The sequence below is a fragment of the Streptomyces sp. M41 genome (genome assembly GCF_043673425.1).
GTDB lineage: Bacteria > Actinomycetota > Actinomycetes > Streptomycetales > Streptomycetaceae > Streptomyces.
Window position 1 is genome coordinate 293,167 of the sequence record NZ_JBIMKE010000005.1, and the last position, 20,986, is coordinate 314,152.

Here is a 20,986-nt window from a genome sequence, read left to right on the forward strand (position 1 = left end):
CCCCCTCAGCACCACCCTGCAAGGAGAAACCCCATGAGCACCGCCACCGCCGTCCCTCACCTGACCACCCAGGACGCCGACACTCTCGTCGCCGCCGCCCGCGGGGCCGCCGAGGCCGCCGGGGTCACGGTCAGCGTCACCGTTCTGGACGCCGGGGGTCACATGCTCGCCTTCCGACGGGACGACCGGGCTGTGCTGATCTCCGGGGAGACCAGCACCCGCAAGGCCTACACGGCCGTACAGCTCGATGCCCCCACCGCCGATCTCGTCGACGCCATACAGCCCGGCGGGCCCTTTCACACCCTGCCCACGGCGCTCGATCGGCCGCTGCTCTTCATCGCCGGTGGCGTGCCGATCCACCGCGACGGCCGGCTGATCGGCGCGGTCGGAGTGGGCGGCGGTGCGCCGGAGCAGGACCACCAGTTCGCGACGGCCGCGATCGAGGCCCTTGTCTGATCAAGCGTCAGGCAGCGAAGACGAAACGCCGGTCCCCGGACGGGGACCGGCGTTTGTCATGCGGCTTCAGCGAGCCGAGCGCCTCAACCCGCCGCCACCGTCAGTGGAGCGAAACGTCGGCTCCAGTCGCCGGGCAGCTCTGCGATGCCGTGCGTCATGACCGCGTTGAAGGCGACCGGGGCCAGACCGTGCTCCTTCGCCCAGGTCAGCAGCTCCTCATGGCGCACGTCGATGTCCGTACGCAACCGGCGGTCGGTGTGAGCGGCGAGGGAGGCGATCAGGGCCTTGGCGCTCTCCGTGTCGCGGGCGATCAATGGGCCCACCACATGCGTGTCCATATTGGGCCAGGCACCCGCGTAGCCGATGATCCGGCCGTTCTCCTCTGCGACGCGCAGCTGGTCGGCGAATGCGGGCAGCCGCGTGATGATGTGCGTCCGATCGGCGCCGAACACCTCCTCGTCGAGCCGCAGGATGGCGGGGAGGTCTTCGGCAGTGGCCGCGCGCGTGGCCACCTGAGGCTTCCAAGTGGCGGGCGACGAGAAGTGCCCGCAGACCATTTCGGCTCGGGCGGTCACTTTGAAGCCGAGTTCCTCGTACAACGGTTGGCCGTTCGGTGTGGCATGGAGGGTCAGCGGTGTCGGGCCCATGGCGGAGACGACGTGACCCATCAAGCGGCGTCCGATGCCTCGCCGCGAGTGCCGCTCCGCGACCAGGACCATGCCGATGGCACCCAACTGGGGGCGGTCCTGAGGTCCGTATTCCGTGACTACGCAGGCGGTGACGAGCCCGCCGTCCGGGTCGTCGATGCCGTAGCCCTTTCCGGCGGTGAGGAGGAACTGCCACTTGTGTTCCTCACGGGGCCAGCCCCGATCCTGGGACAGGTCGGCGCAGGCGGTGAGGTCGCGAGGCGTCAGGCGGCGGATGGGCAGAGCGGCGGAGGAAGGAGTCGGCACGCAGGTCAGGCTGTCCGACGACGGCCCTGGTCGTCCAGCCGTTTCCGGTAGACGGACGGGCTTTTGGCCATGTCATGGTCCGCCGCACTGGGCGCTGACGGGCGCCGGGTGTTTCACGTGAAACGAGGACGACGGCGGCGACAGCATCCCTGGACCTCTCGAAGTGGACCTTGTCCGCCCTTCATTGATCCCTCTCGCCCATCCCCTACGCCCGCCTCCTTCGCCCGTCTCCTCACGCCCTTTGTGCGAGAAGAAGGGGGGACTTGTGATCGGCGCGTCGGCCGGTAGGGTCGACTCCGTTCGTGTCCGAGTCGTGATGTGGGCTCAGTGCGAGCCGAGCGCAAAGGCAATGGAGCCTAACGGGACGGAGAGATCGAAGACCCGCATTCCCGGGTATGCGGCCCAAGCGCCCACGCGCGGTGGGATGCTGCGGTGAGAGCACTGCGGCCAATGTCACACTCTCGCCTTACTTGTCCGTTCCGGGCATGAATGCAGGTTGCATGTGGCCTTATTGGTCGACACAACGAATGGGGTAGAGCAAGCCGCCACGGGGAAGCAGGCACCTTCCGTCTCGGAAGTGCGTAGACCGACCGAGAGATGTTCGAGGCGAGGCACACCATGGACGCTCCGACCACCACGTCGGCCGACGACGGCACTTCCGGCGGCGGGGGCGCCTGGTTCACACCGCACAAGCAGCCGGAATCCACTGCGGACAGTCTCCCGACGCAGCCCGCCCTCGTCTCCGCCCCAGGCCAGGGCCCACCCACGGCCCCAGCCCACGCCGGCACAGCCCGGCCCCAGCCCTCGATACCGGGCCTCACCCCGACCCCTGAGGCCGCACCCTCCCCCCACCCGCACGTTCCGAGCCGGCGTCCCGCCCCCGGCGCAGCCGCCTCCCCGGACGCGATCCTGATCCGCCGGACGATGGCCGAGATCGCCCCCGTAGCCGACAAGGTCACCTCGTACTTCTACGCACTGCTCTTCGTGCGCCACCCCGACCTGCGCTCCCTGTTCCCGGCCGCCATGGACACCCAGCGCGACCGGCTGCTCAAGGCCCTGCTCACAGCTGCGGACCACATCGACGACAGAGCCGTCCTCGTCGACTATCTGCAGAACCTCGGCCGCGGCCACCGCAAGTACGGCACCCGGCCCGAGCACTATCCGGCCGTCGGTGAATGCCTCATCGGCGCGCTGAGCAGGTACGCCGCCGGCGTGTGGGACCGGGAGATGGAGGCGGCCTGGGTCCGGACCTACACGACCATCTCGCAGGTGATGATCGACGCGGCTGCGGCGGACGAACTGCGTGCTCCCGCCTGGTGGTACGCGGAAATCGTGTCGCACGACCTCAGAACGCCGGACGTCGCGGTCGTCACCGCCCGCCCTGACCAGCCCTATCCCTTCCTCGCCGGGCAGTACACGAGCCTGGAGACGCCTTGGTGGCCGAGGATCTGGCGGCACTACTCCTTCGCCTCCGCGCCCCGGTCCGACGGTCTGCTGACCTTCCATGTGAAGGCCGTGCCCGCGGGCTGGGTCTCCAACGCGCTGGTGCATCGCGCGCGACCGGGGGACATCATCCGGCTCGGCCCGCCGACCGGTTCGATGACCGTCGACCACACCACCGACAGCGGGATGGTCTGCGTGGGTGGAGGCACCGGCATAGCGCCGATCAAGGCATTGGTGGAGGACGTGGCGGAGCACGGCCACCGGCGACCGGTCGAGGTCTTCTACGGCGCCCGCAATGACCATGACCTCTACGACATCGACACGATGCTCAGGCTCCAGCAATCGCACCACTGGCTGGAGGTCCGGCCGGTGGTGGACCGGCACGGACTGCTCCAGCTTCCCGAAGCCATCCGCGAGTACGGACCGCGGACCGAGTACGACGCCTATGTCTCCGGCCCGCCCGGCATGATCCGCAGCGGTGTGGACGCCCTGAGGGACATCGGGATCCCATGGGACCGCATACGCCATGACTCGGTGGAGGAGCTCGCCGCCATCGGCAACTGACCTCCGCAAACCGACGCCGCCGGTGCTCCACTCAGGTCGGCCGAGGTCAGCCCAGGGATGCGCGGGTCAGTCCAGGTCAGCCCAGATCGGGAGCGTGCATCGCACGGACGCCCTCGATGTTGCCGTCCAGGTAGTGCCGCAGCGACAGCGGTACGAGATGCACCGAGGCGATCCCGACCCGGGTGAACGGCACCCGCACGATCTCGTACTCGCCGATGGGCTCGTCCACCTCGGGACCATGCCGCAGCGAGGGATCCATGGACTCCAGACGGCAGACGAAGAAGTGCTGCACCTTTACACCGGTCGCTCCGCCGTCCTCGCCGATGTGCTCGACGGTGTCGACGAAGCAGGGCACCACATCGATGATCTTGGCGCCGAGCTCCTCGTACACCTCCCGGTGAAGGGCTTCGACGACAGTCGTGTCCGTCGGCTCCACCCCGCCACCGGGAGTGAGCCAGTAGGGATCGATACCGGGCTTGGTGCGCTTGATCAGGATGAGATGGTCGCCGTCCAGAAGGATGGCTCGGGCGGTGCGCTTGACCACGGGTCGGACGGTCATGGGAGAAATGTGGCCCGGCTGGTTCCACGTGAAACATCGCGAGACGTCACCGGTCCGGCTGACGGTGTGAGAAGCCCGCACACGCCGGGCGAGGTGCTTCGTCAGGCCCAGTCGGAAGCGGCTCGCAACAGCCACTCATGGGCGCGGGCGATGTGCGGCATGGCCAGTGTGCCGGTGCGGACCACGAGGAAGTACGTCCGCAGTGGTGGCACCGGCGGATCATGCAGGGCGACGATGTCCCCACGTCGTAAGGCCGCAGCGCACAGATAGCGGGGCAGTACCGCCAGCCCCGCCCCCGTGGCCGCGCAGGCGAGCACCGCCCGCAGATCGGGGACGATCACGGTGCCCGGGGCCGCGGGGCGGGAGTCGTAGACCGACGCCCAGTAGCGGGAGACGAAGGGCAGAGACTCGTGCACCTCCACCACCGGGACTTCCTCCAGCGCATGCGCACCCTTGCGCCGCAGCATTCCCGAACCTATGCGCTCGGCCCACAGCGGAGCCGCCACGAGGACATGTTCCTCGTCGCAGAGCGGAGTCGCCGTGAGCAGAGCGCCGCGGGGACGGGCCGTGCTGATGGCCAGATCGTGATGCCCGGCGGCCAGTCCCTCGAGGATCTCCTCGGCGTTGCCGAAGGACGCGCGCAGTGCGAAGTGCTGGCCCTCCTCGCCGGTGAGCTCGGTGAGTGCGGGCAGCGCCCGCTCGGCGGTGAACTCGGGAGGCCCGCCGACGTGCAGGGACCGTAAGGAGGACTCGTCGTCGATTCCTGTCTCGGCGATCTCCACCAGGGCGTCGAGATGCGGCGCGGCCTTGTGCGCGAGTTCGTCGCCCATGGTCGTCGGCGTCACACCGCGGGCCTGCCGCAGGAAGAGGGGGCGGCCCAACTGCCGTTCCAGGGTGCGGATCTGTGAGGTCACGGCTGGCTGGGACAGCCCGAGCAACGCGGCGGCGCGGGTGAAGGAGCCGGCCCGGTGCACGGTCACAAAGGTGCGCAGCAAGGCCAGATCCATGCGACAGCCTCCCCTTCCCCGCCCTTCTCCCCACCCCCAGGGCAGGGCCCAACTATAAATAAGTCGATAGGTCGCTGTCGCCACCGTGATTGGACACTGACAGACAGTCAACTAGCCTTGTTCGCGCGGTTCTTCGCCCGCGGAACCGAGGGCGGTCCGAGCCACGAGGGGGGAGGCTCGGACCGCCCGGACCACCTGCGTGAAGCACGGGCGCACTCCAGGGGGCGAGGTCACTTCGCCGATTCGTCCAGCGCGCGCAGTACGTCGGCCACCAGGTCCTCGGGGTCCTCCGCCCCGACCGACATACGAACGAACCCCTCCGGTACGGCGTCGCCGCCCCAGCGTCCGCGCCGCTCGGCCGTGGACCGTACCCCACCGAAGCTGGTCGCGTCGTCCACGAGCCGCAAAGCCTCCAGGAAACGCTCGGCACGGGCGCGTGTGGGCAGCGTGAAGGACACCACGCACCCGTAGCGCCGCATCTGCCGCGAGGCGATGGCGTGCGAGGGGTCGTCGGGCAGCCCCGGATAGCGCACCCCGAGCTCCTCCCGCCAGTCCCGCAGCGCTTCGGCGACCGCGAGGGCATTGGCGTTCTGCCGCTCCACACGCAACTGGAGCGTGGCGAGCGAACGGTGCGCGAGCCATGCCTCCATGGGCCCCGGAATCGCTCCGACGATCTTGCGCCAGCGCCGTACGGCGGTCATGGCCTCGCTGTCGCGGCCGGTGACGTATCCGAGGAGCACGTCACCGTGTCCCGTGAGCTGCTTGGTGCCGCTGGCCACCGAGAAGTCGGCGCCGAGTTCCAGAGGCCGCTGACCGAGCGGTGTCGCGAGCGTGTTGTCGACGGCGACGCGGGCGCCCCGCGCGTGTGCCGCCTCGACGAGGCGGGAGATGTCGCAGACATCCAGCCCGGGGTTGGACGGCGTCTCGATCCACAGCAGTTTCGCGCCGTCCAGGACGTCGAGTTGAGCGTCCCCACCGGTCGGCGCCGTGCGCACCTCGATGCCGTACGCCTCCAACTGCGCCCGCGCCAGAGGCAGCGCCTGATAGCCGTCGCTGGGCAGGACGACGGCGTCGCCGGTGCGTAGCTGGGAGAAGAGCACCGACGAGGTCGCGGCCATGCCCGAGGGGAAGACCAGCGTCTCGATACCGTCCTCCCCCGGCGCCTCCAGCTCGCCGATGGCGCGCTCCAGGTGGGTCCAGGTCGGATTCTCGTCGCGGCCGTAGGTGTACGGGCCGGTGGGCTCGCCCGGCAGGTGGTAGTGGGCGGCGAACACCGGGCCCGGCAGGGTCGGCTCGTACTTGACCGGCTCGGGCAGCCCGGCCCGCACCACGCGCGTGCCGTCGCCGCCGACCGGAAGCCTCCGTTCCGGCCCGCGATCCTGTCCCTGCTGCCACCCCCGCGCGTGCGTGCCGCTCATGCCGCCCGTCCTTCCACCCGCTCGCGGACCGCTGCAAGCAGGCCCGTGCTTGCAGCCTCCACCATCGCGAGGCACTCATCGAAGCCGTCCCTGCCGCCGTAGTACGGGTCGGGCACGTCCAGGTCGTCGCCCGCGGCGGGATCGTAGGAACGCAGCAGCCGCACCTTCGCCGCGTCCTTTGGTGAGGGCGCGATGCGGCGCAGGGCCTTGAGATGGCTGTCGTCGAGCGCGATGACGAGGTCGAGGCGGTCGAACCAGGACGGCCGGAACTGCCGGGCTGTGTGGCCGCTGTCGAAGCCGTGCTCCTCCAGGACGGAGACGGTGCGCGGGTCGGCGGGATCGCCCTCGTGCCAGCCACCGGTGCCGGCGCTGTCGACCTCGACCAGACCGCCGAGCCCGGCCTCCTCGACACGTGCGCGGAAGACGGACTCGGCCATCGGCGAGCGGCAGATGTTGCCGGTGCAGACGAAGCAGACGCGGTAGGTCATCGGATGTTCGGTCCCCGTCTGTTCAGTCCCCGTCGGGAAGGATCATGTTGAGGGCCCACGAGACGATCGAGATGATCAGGCCACCGAGTACGGCGGTCCAGAACCCGTCGACGTGGAAGCTCAGGTCGAGCTTGTCCGCGAGCCACGATGTCAGCAACAGCATCAGCGCGTTGACGATCAATGTGAACAGGCCGAGGGTCAAAATGAGCAGCGGCAGGCTCAAGAGCTTGACTATGGGCTTGACCAGGAAGTTCACCAGGCCGAAGAGCAGCGCGACGAGTATGAGGGTGCCGATCTTCTTGCCCGTGCTGTCACCGGTGAGGGTGATCTTGTCGAGCAGCCAGACGGCGACCGCCAGGGCGCCCGCGTTGGCGATCGTCTTGACTACGAAATTCTTCATGTGTCTGATCGTGGCAGACGTAATCGGCCATGAGCACGGGTGACGAGGGCGGACAAGAGCGATGAAGGCATTCCGGCTGGATGAACTGGAGGCGGAGCGCGCCGCCAACGAGGGCGCCTACCTGCAGTTTCTGCGGGAGCGGAACATGTCGGTCGGTCTCTACGCGCTCAACGCCGGGGAGCACGATCCACAGAAGCCGCACAATCAGGACGAGGTCTACTTCGTTGTGAGCGGCCGGGCCCAGATCACCGTCGGCATGGAGACCACTCAGGTGGCGCGCGGCAGCGTGGTGTACGTGCCGGCCGGAGTCGCCCACAAGTTCCATCACATCAGCGAGGACCTGAGGGTGCTCGTGGTGTTCTCTCCGCCCGAGAGCTGACCTTCGACCTCAGGGTTCCCTAGGGGTTCGATCAGGGGAGGACAAGGGCTGCGAGGGCCCCGCCGGGGCACCTGCCGGCCCTAGCATCGAGTGCAGGGAATCAGCAGATTCAGAGAAATCGGCAGATTCGAAGGATCAGGACCCGGCACAGCGATGGTCGGAGAGATGAGGACGAGGGCGATGCGTGAGATCTTCGCGGGACTGCCGTGGTGGGTGAAGTGGATCGCGGTGCCGGTCATCGCCCTGGTCGTGTTCGGCGGGTTGATAGCCAGCGTCGTCGGGTTCGTCATCGGGTTGCTCTTCAAGGTGCTGGTGTTCGTGGCCCTGGTCGGTGGACTGATCTACGTCGTACGGAAGTTCACCTCGAGTTCCTCGTCGCGCAGCGACTGGTGAGGGCCGTGAGGCCAGGGGTGCGGTAACAGGAATTGCCGGTTCCCTCGGGCGAGGGAAGTTTTCCGGGCGGCGCGTCTGCAAGCGGTGACAGGCGAATAGAGTCCGGAAATCGACGCGGGGAAGACCCCGTGAGCGGCGTGCACCCCAACCCGTGTTCCCCAGCACGGGCTCCCCCCTCGCGCTTCGGGAGTAACCCTTGGCCACGGTTGACACCGCACCCTCAGACCCCCACGCATCCGTCGGACGGCCGTGTTCCTCCGTTGCCCAGGTGCCACGGCAGGCGTCCCCGAACTCCTCCGAGCAGTCGTCCTCCGCGACGCTCATCGGGTCCGTCCAGCGGGCCATGCGCCTGCTGGAATGCGTCGCCGGGCACCAGTACGGCGCGCCCGCCAAGCAGCTCGCCCGCGAGACGGGCCTGGCGCTTCCCACCGCGTATCACCTGCTGCGCACCCTGGTGCACGAGGGCTATCTGAGCCGCGACAAAGGGCTGTTCTTCCTCGGCGAGGCGGCCGAGCGGCTGAGCAGCAGTGGAGCCCAGCAGAAACGTCGCAGCACCGTCGCGGACGCGCTGGCCCAGTGTCGTGACGCCATCGGGGTCCCCGTGTACTACGCCCTGTATCGCGAGGGCGAGATCGAGGTCATGTGCGTGTCCGACACCCCCGGCAATCCGGCGGTCGAGGAATGGGCCGACTTCCGGGAGACCGCCCATGCGCACGCCATCGGCCAGTGCCTGCTGTCCCAGCTGGACGAGGAGGACCGCCGGGACCACCTCGACCGTCATCCCGTGCAGGCCATCACCCCGTACACGGTGCGCGACAACAGCGCCCTGCTCCGACGCCTGGACCGGGCCCGCCGCATGGAGCCGGTGACCGAACGTCAGGAGTACGCGCTGGGCACGGTGTGTGCGGCGATCCCGATCACGGTGGGCACCACGGCCGCGACGATGGCCATCTCCCTGCCTGTTCACCAGGCCGACCGGCTGCTGTCGGCGGCCCAGCAACTACAGGACCAAGTCGGACGCCTGCTGGGGTCACTCGCGATCTCTATCAGTATCTGAAAACTCACTCCTTGTGATCTCTCGTGTACGTTCAGCAAGATTCCACCAGTGTCGGGAGCCGTTTCCCGGCCAGTCGACGGCAAACGACGGGGTAGGCGATGCGAGAGTCCGTACAGGCAGAGGTCATGATGAGCTTCCTCGTCTCCGAGGAGCTCTCTTTCCGCATCCCGGTGGAGCTGCGCTACGAGACCTGCGATCCCTATGCCGTACGGCTGACGTTCCACCTGCCCGGGGATGCCCCGGTGACATGGGCGTTCGGCCGCGAGTTGCTGGTCGACGGAGTCGGCCGACCGTGCGGGGAGGGCGACGTACGAGTGTCGCCGGCCGGTGCCGAGACCCTGGGTGATGTCATGATCCGGCTTCAGGTGGGCGCCGACCAGGCGCTGTTCCGCTCTTCGGTGGCGCCGCTCGTGGCCTTCCTGGACCGCACCGACAAGCTGGTGCCGCTCGGCCAGGAGGGCGCCCTCGCCGACTTCGACGCACACCTCGACGAGGCACTGGACCGCATCCTGGCCGAGGAGCAGAGCGCGGGCTGAGGGCTTTACGGCGGCGCGAGCGGGGGTGGCGTAACGCTTCGCCGGGTGCGGTGCCGTCCGGCGCGAGAGAGCGCTCCGATGGGTGCGGGGGCTCGATGTGCGAGGGGGGTCCGATGTACGAGGCCGGTTCGCTGGGCGAGGGCGAGGGTGAGGGCGACGGCGGGGCGAACCCGGCCGTGGCCGTCACCGTTTGCGCCGTCGGCCCCGTCCGCCACGCTGAGCCTGTTGCCCAAGAGCCGGCCGGCCAGGAGACGGCTGACCGGCGGCCGGTTGCGCACCTGGAGTGACCGGCTGGGCCCCTGCGGGCACGCCCCCCTTCTCGGGTCGGTCCGCGGAGACCACCAGGGCCGCGAGAGCCGTGGTGACCGGCACCGACGCGACCAGGCCGATCGAGCCCACCAAGGTGCGGACGATTTCCTCGGCCACCAGCTCACTGTTGGCGACCGTGCCGACCCCGCTCTGCGCGATCGAGAAGAGCAGCAGCAGCGGCAGCGCGGCGCCCGCGTAGGCGAGGACAAGGGTGTTGACGACGGAAGCGATGTGGTCGCGGCCGATCCGGATACCCGCCCGGTACAGTCCGCGCCAGCCCATCGCCGGGTTGGCCTCGTGCAGCTCCCAGACCGCGGACGTCTGGGTGACCGTCACGTCGTCGAGGACGCCGAGCGAGCCGATGATGATGCCGGCGAGCAGCAGACCGCTCATGTCGATCGACGGGTACAGGCCGTGGATCAGGCCGGTGTTGTCGTCCGTGTTGCCGGTGAGCGCGGCCCAGTCGATGAACACCGAGCCGAGGACGCCGATCAGCAACAGCGAGATCAGTGTGCCGAGCACGGCCACGGACGTACGGGCGGACAGGCCGTGGCAGAGGTACAGGGCGATGAGCATGATGGCGCTCGACCCGACCACCGCCACGACCAGCGGGTTCGAGCCCTGGAGGATCGCCGGCAGGATGAAGAAGGTGAGCACCATGAAGCTGATGGCCAGCGAGATCAGCGCCATGACCCCGCGCAGCCGCCCGACGATCACCACGGCGACCGCGAAGATGCCGGCGAGCACGGCCAGCGGTACGCGCCGGTTCACATCGGTGACCGAGTACTGGAGATCCTTGGGGGCCGAGGGCTCGTAGGCGACCACGACCTCCTGGCCCTCGTGCAACTGCCGTGACTGGTCGGGCTGCACGATCTCCGTGAACGTACGGCCCTTGTCCTTGCCCGTGTCGACGCGGATCGTCGCCTTCTTGCAGGTGCCCTGCTCCTGTTGCACGGCGGAGGAGCCTTCGGCGGTGGAGGTGTCGCCGGTCGGTGGCACGCCCGAGGCTCCCACCTCCTTGCAGCTCAGCTCGACCACCTTGGTGACCGTCGCCTGCTGCGTCTGCCGGTCGAAGCCCACCCCGGTGCGCTCGTGCGGCGGGGCACCGCCCGGCCAGAGCACCACGAGCCCCACCAGCACCGCCGCGGTGAACGGGATCAGGACCGCCGCGATGACCTTGCGCAGATGCCGGGAGACGGGCGTCGCGGGACCGTGGGCGTGACTGTGCGAGTGCCCATGACCGCCACCGCCACCGGCACCACCGCCACCATCCGCACCGCCACCGCCACCGCCACCGGTACCGCCACCGCTGTCACCGCCGCCGTGCGAGCCGCCGGAGCCATGACCGTGCCCACGCCCGCCTGAGTCGTGCCCGTGCCCATGGCCACCTGAGTCGTGCCCGTGCCCATGGCCACCTGAGTCGTGACTGTGACCATAGCCACTCCCCGGCACCCGACCGTGCTCGCCCCAGCCGCCGGAACCAGCAGCATGATCGTCGGCGCCTTCTCCGGAACCCCGGCCGTATCCGCCGTCGTAGCCACCCTCGTATCTGCCGCGAGGGACCGCCGAACCCGGGCCGTCCGTGCGGCCGTTGCCCAGGGCGGGGCCGTTTCCGAAGCCGGAGCCACGGCGCGGCTCGGGCGGTGGGTACGGAGGTTCATGCGTCGTGGTCACCGACCGATCATCGCAAGAACGATGGGGGCCCTCTGTTCACCGCGCCCGAATTGACGCTAGCGTGGAGCCACCTTTGTACACGCGGGAGCTCGGAGCACCGGGCTGAGAGGGCGCTGACCTCCGTCCCAGCGATGTTTCACATGAAACATCACCCATCGCGAGTGATGTTGCACACGAAACATCGGCAGACGGATACCGCTGCGTCGACCGCCGAACCTGTTACCGGGTAATGCCGGCGTAGGGAGTAGGTCTCATGACCATCAAGGACGCGCGCACGCCTGCCTCCGTTCAGGACGAGAAGTTCCAGGAGGCCGGGAAGTCCATCGGCTGGCACAAGGCGTACGTCGAGGGCTCACGCCCCGACCTGCGGGTGCCGGTCCGCCAGGTGCACCTCACCAACGGGCAGTCGGTCACGTTGTACGACACGTCCGGCCCATACACAGATCCGCTCGCCGAGACGGACGTCCGCAGGGGGCTGCCCCCGCTGCGGGAGAACTGGATCATCGCCCGCGGCGACACCGAGGAGTACGCGGGCCGTCCTGTCCGTCCCGAGGACGACGGCATCAAGCACACCTCGCCCCGCGGCGGCCTGCGCAACCTCGACGCGGTCTTCCCCGGGCGTCCCCGTCAGCCGCGTCGCAGCCGCGACGGCCAGGCGGTCACACAGCTCGCCTATGCCCGGCGAGGCGAGATCACTCCGGAGATGGAGTTCGTGGCCATTCGGGAGAACGTTTCTCCCGAAGTGGTACGCGACGAGATCGCCGCGGGCCGGGCGGTGCTGCCCGCCAACGTCAACCACCCGGAGATCGAGCCGATGATCATCGGTAAGCGGTTCCTGGTGAAGGTCAACGCCAACATCGGCAACTCGGCGGTCACGTCCTCCATCGAGGAGGAGGTCGAGAAGATGACCTGGGCGACCCGTTGGGGCGCGGACACGGTCATGGACCTGTCGACCGGCCGCAACATTCACACCACACGCGAGTGGGTGCTGCGCAACTCCCCCGTACCGATCGGCACGGTGCCGCTGTACCAGGCGCTGGAGAAGGTCGACGGCCGCGCCGAGGAGCTGACCTGGGAGATCTACAAGGACACGGTCATCGAACAGGCCGAGCAAGGCGTGGACTACATGACCGTCCACGCGGGTGTGCGCCTGCCGTACGTACCGCTCACCGCCAACCGCAAGACCGGCATCGTCTCGCGCGGCGGCTCGATCATGGCCGCGTGGTGCCTCGCGCACCACAAGGAGTCGTTCCTGTACGAGAACTTCGAGGAACTCTGCGAGATCCTCGCCGCGTACGACGTCACGTACTCGCTCGGCGACGGCCTGCGGCCCGGCTCGATCGCGGACGCCAACGACGAGGCACAGTTCGCGGAGTTGAAGACGCTCGGGGAACTCAACACGATCGCGAAGCGTTTCAATGTTCAGACCATGATCGAGGGCCCGGGCCATGTCCCGATGCACAAGATCAAGGAGAACATCGACCTTCAGCAGGAGATCTGCGAAGAAGCCCCGTTCTATACGCTCGGCCCGCTGACCACGGACGTCGCCCCGGCGTACGACCACATCACCTCCGGCATCGGTGCCGCGATGATCGCCTGGTGGGGCACGGCGATGCTCTGCTACGTCACGCCCAAGGAGCACCTGGGGCTGCCCAACCGGGACGACGTCAAGACGGGCGTCATCACCTACAAGATCGCCGCCCATGCGGCCGACCTCGCCAAGGGGCACCCCGGTGCACAGGAGTGGGACGACGCGCTGTCCGATGCCCGCTTCGAGTTCCGGTGGGAGGACCAGTTCAACCTGGCACTCGACCCGGACACGGCACGGGAGTTCCACGACGAGACCCTGCCGGCCGAGCCGGCCAAGACGGCGCACTTCTGCTCCATGTGCGGGCCGAAGTTCTGCTCGATGAAGATCAGCCAGAGCATCACAGAGCGGTTCGGTGGTGGCGCGGCTGAGGGGGCATCGCCGGAGGAGGTCGCCGAGGGCATGCTGCAGAAGTCGAAGGAGTTCGCAGCGAGCGGGAACCGTGTGTACCTGCCACTGGCGGACTAGTTCGTAGCCCTACAGGACGACCCGCGCCCCATGGAGGAGCCGCGGGTTGTCCTGTTGTCAGAGGTAGAGCCCTGCCAGACGGGGCAGTCTCCGCCGCATCTCATCCGCGTCGTCGAAGTCGAAGTCTTCCCCCATGTCCGCTGCGTCGCTGTCCTGCTCGTCAGCTGATCGGTACTCAGCCCACGCTTCGTAGAAGGCGTCCGGGTTGCCTGTAAGGCGTTCAAAAGCACCACTGGCCGCGTAGTTCACGTCCTCGTAGAACAGCGCCTCGTCCAAATGGGCGGTCGCGGCTTCGATGACAGCGGGGTGCTCGGCGAGGCTGTCCGGATCCAGAGCGGTGCGCTCGTACCAGTCTCGCCCCAGTGCGATCACTCCCGCTCGGAAGTCCATGAAACTGTCGTCGGAGCAGCCACCTCCGATGAGGTAGGCCGCTGCCCAGACATCCCAGCGGTACAGGGCGTCATGTACCTCATCGAACTGCTCTGCGTATTCAAGGATCTCCTGCGGAGTACATCCGACAAGGAGGTCTACCAGCACCTCGTCGAAGAGCCTGCCGGAGGCGGCGGCCGAAGAACGCGCGGATTCGATGATGTCCCAGAAGCGGTCGATGTACATGAAGCCGCACTGTGCCATCCCGGTATGACAATGGGAGGAGGAGTGTCCGGTCGGCGGACGCTGGTCCCGTAACGGAACGGGTACGACGCCGCTTCGTTCGATCAAGATCCCTAAGGTCTTTCGTGTGAGTGGGATCGATGTCACCAACGGAGTGGTCGGCGCCTTCATCGGCATGCTGTTCGCGGTGCTGTTCCAGCAGCCCCTGCAGAACGCCTGGTACCGGCTGCGCAGGCGGTCGGCCGGTGCGTTGCGCAATCTGGGGCGCAGGGAGGAGTCCGGGCCTGCCTGGAGCACGTTCTCGCTGGGCCCGTTGCAGACGTCCGCGCTGATCGTGGAGGGCGACGGCGACAAGCCGATACCCCCGGAGTCGGTGTATCTCCATGTGCTCGACGGCGAGGTGGAGTTGCCGTCGGACATGGCCGGCTGGCGTGCGGAGATCGCCGAGGAGAGCGAGCGGCTGCGAGTCGAGGGCCGTACGCCGCTGTGGAACGGGCCGCGCTATGCGGTCGAGTCGGTCGATGTTTCCCGGACCGCTCTCGAGGAGTCCCCCGAGGTGCATCTGCGGCTGCGCCCGACCGACTACTACACGTTCCTGGCAGCTCAGCAGCTCGACCGGCGGCTTCCGGACGGCACCACTCCGCGCTCCCGCTATCTGGACCCGGAACGCCCGCTTCAGGCCCCGGACTTCCTCCAGTGCAGTTTCGCCGTCAACATCGCGGTGGTCACCGCCGACGACATGCTGGTGGTGAGCCGGCGCAGCGACCGGGTCCGCATGGCGCCGGGCGTATGGAACTCCTCCGTCAACGAGGGCCTGTCACGGCACATCGACTCCTCCGGCAGAAGCGCACCGGACCTGCACGCGGTGGCCCGCCGCGGGATGCGGGAGGAGCTGGCCGTGGAGCCGCACGAGTACACGCTCGAACTGCTGGCGTTCGTGCTGGACATCGACAAACGCCATTGGAGCGGGCACTTCCACGCCAGGCTCAAGGAGCTGAAGAGCTCGGATCTCCAGTCGCGGATGAGCCGGGGCGTCGCGGACCGGTGGGAACACGAGACGATCGAATATGTGCCGTTCCGGCCGGCCGCCGTGATCAAGTATCTGCTGCGGGAGGACCGGGTGCATCGATGGGCACCGTTGGCCCCGGCCCTGTTCCATCTGTCTCTCGTGCACGCATTCAGCCGCGCCCTCGTCGAACGCGTGGAAGCGCAGTGCCTCCGGCGTCTGTAGCGCGCCGCACGTCATCGGCCGGCCTGCCGTAGCGCCGGGTCTTCGGCTTGCGCTCCCTTGGGCGGGGGCGCAAGCCGAGGGGCAGCGCCAGCCGACGTCACTCCGGCTGGTGCTCCGGCCCCCCGAAGTCCGGGCTCGAGTAGTCCGGGCTGCTGAAGCTCGGGCGCGAACCACGCGAGGCCCCGTCGTCGGGGCTGCTGAAGCCGGGGCGGTCGTAGCCCAGGTTCGGCATGCGGCCGGCCGGTGTCGACGGTGGCGCGTGATGCAGTGCCGATGCCGTGCCGGGGTCGGCGAGTGCCTCCCGCAGGAACGGCAGAATGCCGCGTTCCAGCAGGGCTTCGCGCCAGGCTTCCCGGGCCCGGGCGACCTCCTCGCTCAGTTCGCCGTACGGACCGCCGTCGAACGCGGGGCGGTTGCGCAGGGCGGTGAGCAGGAGTCCGACGGCGGCGACCATGATCGCTGCCGCGGCCAGGGCGCCGAACACCCATCCGGTGGTGAGCATCGTCTGGGCGAACGCCGGCTCCGGGTTGAACATCTTCAGGATGTAACCGACGAGCAGGAAGATCGCCGCCGCGGTGCCGGCGAGGACGGGTGCCAGGACGGCGAGGACGGCGACGATGCCGGGGCCGGCGGTCTCGGCGACCTCGCCCATGGTGGTGGCGAGCCCCATCGCAACGCCGCCCGACTCGGTGGAAGAGCCGGACTCGCGGCTGGACGACGGGGTGGACGGCGCCGGTTGGCGCAGTTCCTCGCGGACCTTCACATAGTGCTGGTACTCGGTCGCCGCAGCCGCCGTGATGAGTGCGGTGGCGTTGAGCGCCATGGTGCGCAGCTGTTCGGGGTTGAGCCGCTGTCCGACAGCGGTCAGTTCCGGGCGGTGTGGGGCGGAGCGCAGCGCCGCATCGAGGATCCGCTCGTATTCCTGGCGGTCCTCGCTCAGCAGGTGCTGCGGAACGCTGTTCATGTGCATCCCCCGATGCTCCGTAGGGCTTGGGGCTCGCATGCCAACGAGCCGTCGGGCAGAAACGGAGGGGAGCCTGCTACGGATAAGCCGATGGTAGAGCGGTGACGGCACACGGTGACAGGGGGTTTGCCAAAATTGGGCCCTGGCCTGCACCGTCCCCCGTCGCCGCCGCTGTGGGCGACGCCTGCCCCGTGAACGCTCAGATATCCAGGGGAAGTTGCTGGACCAGTAGCTTTCCGGCCATGGTCACGCCGCCGTCCATCGCGATGGCGAGCCCGTCGGCGTAGACATGCGGTCCTTCGACCGAGGGTCCGCCGCCGTCCTCGTTCTCCTCGGAGCCGACCTCGCCGAGCAGGTACGGAATGGGGCTGTGGCCGTGAACGACGCGGGTGCCGCCGTACGTATCGAGCAGCGAGCGCACATGGTCGGCGCCGCCTTCGTCGCGGAAGGAGAAGCGCTTGGTGAACTTGCGGAAGAGGTCCCAGACTTCGTCGGCGTCGTTGCGCGTGAGTGTCTCGCGGACGGTGTCGTTGACCGCCTCGATCGAGTCGCCGTAGTCGAGATAGGCGGTGGTGTCCGAGTGCACGAGGAGATGGCCGTCGACCTCCTCCATGGCGTCCAGCCGGGACATCCACTGAAGGTGATGGTCCTGGAGCCGGTCCATGTCGGTCTTCTGGCCGCCGTTGAGCAGCCAGGCGGCCTGGAAGGTGGCGGTGCCCGCGCCGGAGTTGACGGGGGTGTCGCCGAACCGCTTGGCACCGATCAGCAGGAGCTCGTGGTTGCCCATCAGCGCCTTGCAGTAGCCGCCCGCCGCGGCGGCCTCCGCGGACAGCCGCATCACGAGGTCGATGACACCGATGCCGTCCGGGCCGCGATCGGTGAAGTCGCCGAGGAACCACAGCCGGGCGGTGCCGGCGCACCAGTTGCCGGCGGAGTCGATGAGGCCCTTCTCCTGGAGGGCGGCGACCAGCTCGTCCAGAAAGCCGTGCACATCGCCGACGACGAACAGCGGACCGGCGCCGCCGACCGACTGGGGCGCCGACACGACGGCGGGGTCGATATGCACCTGAACCGTGTCACCCCGGTTGATGACGGGCAGGTCGCGCTGGGTGGGCGTGTAGCCCTCCGGGTACGTCTGGTCGAGGTGCGGGGCGATATCGCCGGGGTGTGTGCTCTGGGCGTACGGACCGGTCTCGTGGACGTAAGCGGGCACCCGGAAGTCGCGCAACGTCGCCGTCCGCTCCACCTCGGGTCCCTGACCGGCCCCCTGAGTCATCAGACCCCTCCACCATCGCGCCGCAGCTGCACCGCATCGGACTGCCTGGTCGCAGCGGCCCGCGGTGTCGTGGGCCCATCATAGGAATGCCGATCGCGCCGTGTGATGACCCAGGGGTAGTGAATCGGAGCAGGACTCCTGTTCCCCGCGGCTTTCGCCCCGATTGGGCAGGTCTTCGGCCGTCCGGCGACGACGTCCCGCGTGGCTCTCCGACCCGCCTCGCCTGCCCCGGACCTGCCGCCCGACCTGCCTTCCTGCCCCCGGTCACTACCGCCCGACCTGCCGCCCGACCTGCCCCCACCTGCTCCTATCGCCGGCCCCGGCGGGGTCCACCCCGCTTTTCCGGGGCCGACTGCCGCCGTCTCCCCGACCGCTCCTGCCGTCCCCGGGACCGCTCCTGCCGTCCCCAGGACCAGCTCCTACCGGCCCTCCGGGGACCGCGGCGGGCTGACCGTCGTCCGAGGCGGCCGTCGCTGGGACGAGGTACGCACGATCAGCTCGGTCGGTATCACCTGCTCGACCGGCTGGTCCGAGTCGACCCCTTCGATGGCGTCGATGAGGAGCTGGACCACGGCGGTACCGATGCGGCGCGGCTTCAGGGAGAGCGTGGTGATGGGCGGCTCGGTGTTGGCATACACGGTGGATTCGCTGCAACACACCAGAAGCAGGTCGTCCGGTACGCGCAGGCCGTAGCGGCGTGCGGCGGCCAGCAGGTCGGTGCCGTTCGGGTCGAACAGCCCGTAGACCGCGTCGGGCCGGTCGGGCCGGGCGAGCAGCCGGTCGGCGGCGACGGCGCCCGCGCATGGATCGTGCGCCGGGTAGGCCTCGTACACCGGGTCCTGGCCGACCCGCTCGCACCAGCGCAGATACGCCGTGGTCGACAGGTGGGTGTACGTGTCCGTCGTGGTGCCGGTCAGCAGGCCGATCCGGCGGGCGCCGGCGTCGGCCAGGTGGTCGAGGATGCCGAGTACGGCGGCCTCGTGGTCGTTGTCGACCCAGGCGGTGACCGGCAGCGAGCCGGCGGGGCGGCCGTCGGAGACGACCGGCAGGCCCTGTCGGACCAGTTCGCTGACGACCGGGTCCTGGTCGGACGGGTCGATGACGACCGTGCCGTCGAGAGCGACGTTCGACCAGACGTCGTGGCGCGAGGTCGCCGGGAGGATCACCAGGGCGTAGCCGCGGGCGAGCGCGGCCGAGGTGGCCGCGCGGGCCATCTCGGCGAAGTACGCGAACTCGGTGAAGGTGAAAGGTTCATCCCCGTATGTCGTCACGGTCAGGCCGATGAGGCCCGACTTGCCGGTACGGAGGGTGCGGGCGGCGGCCGATGGTCGGTACCCGAGTCGGTCGGCGACCTCGCGGACATGGCGTCGGGTGGCATCGGGGAGCCTGCCCTTGCCGTTGAGGGCGTCGGAGACGGTCGTGATGGAGACCCCGGCGGCGGCGGCCACGTCTCTGATCCCCGCCCGCCCGGGCCGGCTGCCTCGACGTGAGGTTTCCGCGCGGCTCACCTGGTGCTTCCCTGCTGCTGTCATGGCGAGCCGATAGTAGGGCTCATGCGGTGGGGTAGTGCGGACGCATATGCACGCGTTGACAGGCACGATTCTGCAAGGTCATCAAGCGTCAAAGTCCTTGGATTACAAGGGAGTTGAACGATCCAATAGTAAGACGTGACTTGTCGGCACGCATGAGCCTGCCAAGTGTCCGATGTTTCGAAGAGGTCTCAACTCACCTTCACGAGGGATGCGCGCCACGGCGCGAGCTACCGGCGCATAGATATATGTGTGATGCGCCCCCCAATTCGTACAGCTTCGTACAGTGATGCCCCTGATGCTGGTGTGACAGGTGAGGTTCTTGACGAACAGGCGGGGTTCGCGGAACGAACAGGCGGGGTTCGCCGAACAAAGAGGTGGGTTCGCGGAACGGAAGAGGTGGGTTCGCGGAACGAGGGGTCGCGCCTGAAACGAGAAGACCGCACCCTGTACGCATCGGCGGCGAATCCTCATAAGGTAAGCAGCATTGAAGCCGGCGGTGCTGAATGGACCGCCAGTGGTCACGAGGAGGACTGCGGTGAGCGAGACGAGCCCCAGGCTGCGCGCCGAGCTGGAGGGTATCCCCACCTACAAGCCGGGCAAGCCCGCCGCGGCCGGTGGCCCCGTGGCCTACAAGCTGTCCTCCAACGAGAACCCGTATCCGCCGCTGCCCGGCGTGATGGAGACCGTGACGGCCGCCGCCTCGTCGTTCAACCGGTACCCGGACATGATGTGCACGGGCCTGATGAACGAGCTGTCCGAGCGCTTCGGCGTCCCCGTCACCCACCTGGCGACCGGCACCGGCTCGGTCGGTGTCGCCCAGCAGCTGATCCAGGCCACCGCCGGTCCCGGCGACGAGGTCATCTATGCCTGGCGGTCCTTCGAGGCGTACCCGATCATCACGCAGATCAGCGGCGCCACGTCCGTACAGGTGCCGCTGACGCCGGGCGATGTGCACGACCTGGACGCGATGGCCGAGGCCATCACCGACCGCACCCGGCTGATTTTCGTCTGCAACCCCAACAACCCGACCGGCACGGTCGTGAGGCGGGCCGAGCTGGAGCGGTTCCTCGACCGGGTGCCCGCCGATGTGCTGGTGGTCCTCGACGAGGCATACCGCGAGTTCATCCGCGACCCCGAGGTCCCGGACGGTGTCGAGTTCTACCGTGAGCGGCCGAACGTCTGTGTGCTGCGGACGTTCTCCAAGGCCTACGGCCTCGCCGGTCTGCGGGTCGGCTTCGCGATCGCCCATGAGCCGGTCGCTGCGGCCCTGCGCAAGACGGCCGTGCCCTTCGGAGTGAGCCAGCTCGCGCAGGACGCGGCCATCGCCTCGCTGCGTGCCGAGGACGAACTGATCGGCCGGGTCGGCTCATTGGTGTGCGAGCGCAACCGTGTGGTCGACGGGCTGCGCGGGCAGGGCTGGACGGTGCCCGAGACCCAGGCGAACTTTGTGTGGCTGCGGCTGGGGGAGCGCACGGTCCCCTTTGCCCAGGCCTGTGAGCAGGCCGGCGTGGTGATCCGACCGTTCCCGGGCGAGGGTGTGCGGGTGACGGTCGGCGAGGCCGAGGCGAACGACATCTTCCTGAAGGTGGCGGAAGGGTTCCGCAAGGAGCTCTGAGGCACCGTACGAGGGCTCCGGGGTCGTCCCGAGCTACTGTCGCCGACCTCCGCGACGCCGTCGG

At 68.6% G+C, this 20,986-nt stretch carries 20 protein-coding genes and 1 riboswitch; of the genes, 9 read left to right on the plus strand and 11 right to left on the minus strand.

Translation table 11 applies throughout. From position 1 onward, the window contains the following. Nucleotides 1–33 precede the first annotated feature (33 nt). Nucleotides 34–456: a heme-binding protein gene (locus ACHBTE_RS09810; RefSeq protein ID WP_394723191.1), complete on the plus strand. Its 423-nt coding sequence runs from the start codon at nucleotides 34–36 to the stop codon at nucleotides 454–456. Nucleotides 457–539: 83 nt separating this feature from the next. Here ACHBTE_RS09810 and ACHBTE_RS09815 read toward each other — a convergent pair whose 3' ends face one another. Continuing rightward, nucleotides 540–1,409, minus strand: a complete 870-nt coding sequence (locus tag ACHBTE_RS09815; RefSeq protein WP_394723192.1) for a GNAT family N-acetyltransferase — start codon at nucleotides 1,407–1,409, stop codon at nucleotides 540–542. 618 nt (nucleotides 1,410–2,027) lie between these two features. Here ACHBTE_RS09815 and ACHBTE_RS09820 point away from each other — a divergent pair. Next, nucleotides 2,028–3,416 (plus strand): globin domain-containing protein, encoded by a 1,389-nt coding sequence (locus tag ACHBTE_RS09820; protein ID WP_394723193.1) that lies wholly within the window; start codon nucleotides 2,028–2,030, stop codon nucleotides 3,414–3,416. A 76-nt stretch (nucleotides 3,417–3,492) separates the two neighbouring features. Here the strand turns inward: ACHBTE_RS09820 and ACHBTE_RS09825 are convergent, their stop codons facing one another. The 5 genes from ACHBTE_RS09825 to ACHBTE_RS09845 form a co-directional block, all read right to left on the minus strand. After that, on the minus strand, nucleotides 3,493–3,975 hold the full coding sequence (locus ACHBTE_RS09825; protein WP_394723194.1) for an NUDIX domain-containing protein: 483 nt from the start codon (nucleotides 3,973–3,975) through the stop codon (nucleotides 3,493–3,495). A gap of 101 nt (nucleotides 3,976–4,076) precedes the next feature. Further along, a complete protein-coding gene (locus tag ACHBTE_RS09830; protein WP_394723195.1) occupies nucleotides 4,077–4,982 on the minus strand; it encodes a LysR family transcriptional regulator in 906 nt (301 codons plus the stop codon). Between the two features lie 230 nt (nucleotides 4,983–5,212). After that, on the minus strand, nucleotides 5,213–6,400 hold the full coding sequence (locus tag ACHBTE_RS09835) for a cystathionine gamma-lyase (RefSeq protein WP_394723196.1): 1,188 nt from the start codon (nucleotides 6,398–6,400) through the stop codon (nucleotides 5,213–5,215). After that, a complete protein-coding gene (locus ACHBTE_RS09840; protein ID WP_394723197.1) occupies nucleotides 6,397–6,888 on the minus strand; it encodes a low molecular weight protein-tyrosine-phosphatase in 492 nt (163 codons plus the stop codon). Before ACHBTE_RS09840 ends, ACHBTE_RS09835 begins: the two co-directional genes overlap by 4 nt. A 22-nt stretch (nucleotides 6,889–6,910) precedes the next feature. Beyond that, nucleotides 6,911–7,288 (minus strand): phage holin family protein, encoded by a 378-nt coding sequence (locus ACHBTE_RS09845; protein WP_394723198.1) that lies wholly within the window; start codon nucleotides 7,286–7,288, stop codon nucleotides 6,911–6,913. 61 nt (nucleotides 7,289–7,349) lie between these two features. On the opposite strand from ACHBTE_RS09845, the gene ACHBTE_RS09850 reads away from it, so the two are divergent. The 4 genes from ACHBTE_RS09850 to ACHBTE_RS09865 all read left to right on the plus strand — a co-directional run bounded on the left by ACHBTE_RS09850 (nucleotide 7,350) and on the right by ACHBTE_RS09865 (nucleotide 9,653). Beyond that, the gene (locus tag ACHBTE_RS09850) at nucleotides 7,350–7,667 is read left to right on the plus strand and encodes a cupin domain-containing protein (RefSeq protein ID WP_019755167.1); all 318 of its coding nucleotides are present in this window, start codon (nucleotides 7,350–7,352) and stop codon (nucleotides 7,665–7,667) included. A gap of 180 nt (nucleotides 7,668–7,847) precedes the next feature. Then, complete coding sequence (locus tag ACHBTE_RS09855) at nucleotides 7,848–8,060, plus strand: DUF5326 family protein (RefSeq protein WP_030048440.1); 213 nt, start codon at nucleotides 7,848–7,850, stop codon at nucleotides 8,058–8,060. A gap of 268 nt (nucleotides 8,061–8,328) precedes the next feature. Then, nucleotides 8,329–9,117 (plus strand): IclR family transcriptional regulator, encoded by a 789-nt coding sequence (locus ACHBTE_RS09860; protein WP_394723199.1) that lies wholly within the window; start codon nucleotides 8,329–8,331, stop codon nucleotides 9,115–9,117. A 98-nt stretch (nucleotides 9,118–9,215) separates the two neighbouring features. Beyond that, nucleotides 9,216–9,653, plus strand: a complete 438-nt coding sequence (locus ACHBTE_RS09865) for an SsgA family sporulation/cell division regulator (protein ID WP_394723200.1) — start codon at nucleotides 9,216–9,218, stop codon at nucleotides 9,651–9,653. A gap of 183 nt (nucleotides 9,654–9,836) precedes the next feature. Here the strand turns inward: ACHBTE_RS09865 and ACHBTE_RS09870 are convergent, their stop codons facing one another. After that, complete coding sequence (locus ACHBTE_RS09870; RefSeq protein WP_394723202.1) at nucleotides 9,837–11,636, minus strand: YibE/F family protein; 1,800 nt, start codon at nucleotides 11,634–11,636, stop codon at nucleotides 9,837–9,839. Between the two features lie 71 nt (nucleotides 11,637–11,707). Beyond that, nucleotides 11,708–11,897: riboswitch (TPP riboswitch) on the plus strand. Between ACHBTE_RS09870 and thiC the strand changes: the two genes are divergently transcribed. Then, the gene (gene thiC / locus ACHBTE_RS09875; RefSeq protein WP_394723204.1) at nucleotides 11,890–13,692 is read left to right on the plus strand and encodes a phosphomethylpyrimidine synthase ThiC; all 1,803 of its coding nucleotides are present in this window, start codon (nucleotides 11,890–11,892) and stop codon (nucleotides 13,690–13,692) included. It overlaps the preceding riboswitch by 8 nt. A 57-nt stretch (nucleotides 13,693–13,749) precedes the next feature. Here thiC and ACHBTE_RS09880 read toward each other — a convergent pair whose 3' ends face one another. Continuing rightward, nucleotides 13,750–14,307: a DUF4240 domain-containing protein gene (locus tag ACHBTE_RS09880; protein ID WP_394723205.1), complete on the minus strand. Its 558-nt coding sequence runs from the start codon at nucleotides 14,305–14,307 to the stop codon at nucleotides 13,750–13,752. A 124-nt stretch (nucleotides 14,308–14,431) separates the two neighbouring features. Here ACHBTE_RS09880 and ACHBTE_RS09885 point away from each other — a divergent pair, with 124 nt between their 5' ends. Further along, the gene (locus ACHBTE_RS09885) at nucleotides 14,432–15,535 is read left to right on the plus strand and encodes a hypothetical protein (RefSeq protein ID WP_394723207.1); all 1,104 of its coding nucleotides are present in this window, start codon (nucleotides 14,432–14,434) and stop codon (nucleotides 15,533–15,535) included. Nucleotides 15,536–15,632: 97 nt separating this feature from the next. Here ACHBTE_RS09885 and ACHBTE_RS09890 read toward each other — a convergent pair whose 3' ends face one another. The 3 genes from ACHBTE_RS09890 to ACHBTE_RS09900 all read right to left on the minus strand — a co-directional run bounded on the left by ACHBTE_RS09890 (nucleotide 15,633) and on the right by ACHBTE_RS09900 (nucleotide 19,307). Further along, the gene (locus tag ACHBTE_RS09890; RefSeq protein WP_394723208.1) at nucleotides 15,633–16,505 is read right to left on the minus strand and encodes a hypothetical protein; all 873 of its coding nucleotides are present in this window, start codon (nucleotides 16,503–16,505) and stop codon (nucleotides 15,633–15,635) included. 193 nt (nucleotides 16,506–16,698) lie between these two features. Further along, nucleotides 16,699–17,775: a metallophosphoesterase gene (locus ACHBTE_RS09895; RefSeq protein ID WP_394723209.1), complete on the minus strand. Its 1,077-nt coding sequence runs from the start codon at nucleotides 17,773–17,775 to the stop codon at nucleotides 16,699–16,701. A 419-nt stretch (nucleotides 17,776–18,194) separates the two neighbouring features. After that, a complete protein-coding gene (locus ACHBTE_RS09900; RefSeq protein WP_394723210.1) occupies nucleotides 18,195–19,307 on the minus strand; it encodes a LacI family DNA-binding transcriptional regulator in 1,113 nt (370 codons plus the stop codon). A gap of 535 nt (nucleotides 19,308–19,842) precedes the next feature. Here ACHBTE_RS09900 and hisC point away from each other — a divergent pair. Beyond that, nucleotides 19,843–20,922: a histidinol-phosphate transaminase gene (gene hisC, locus ACHBTE_RS09905; protein ID WP_394723212.1), complete on the plus strand. Its 1,080-nt coding sequence runs from the start codon at nucleotides 19,843–19,845 to the stop codon at nucleotides 20,920–20,922. Nucleotides 20,923–20,986 lie beyond the last annotated feature (64 nt).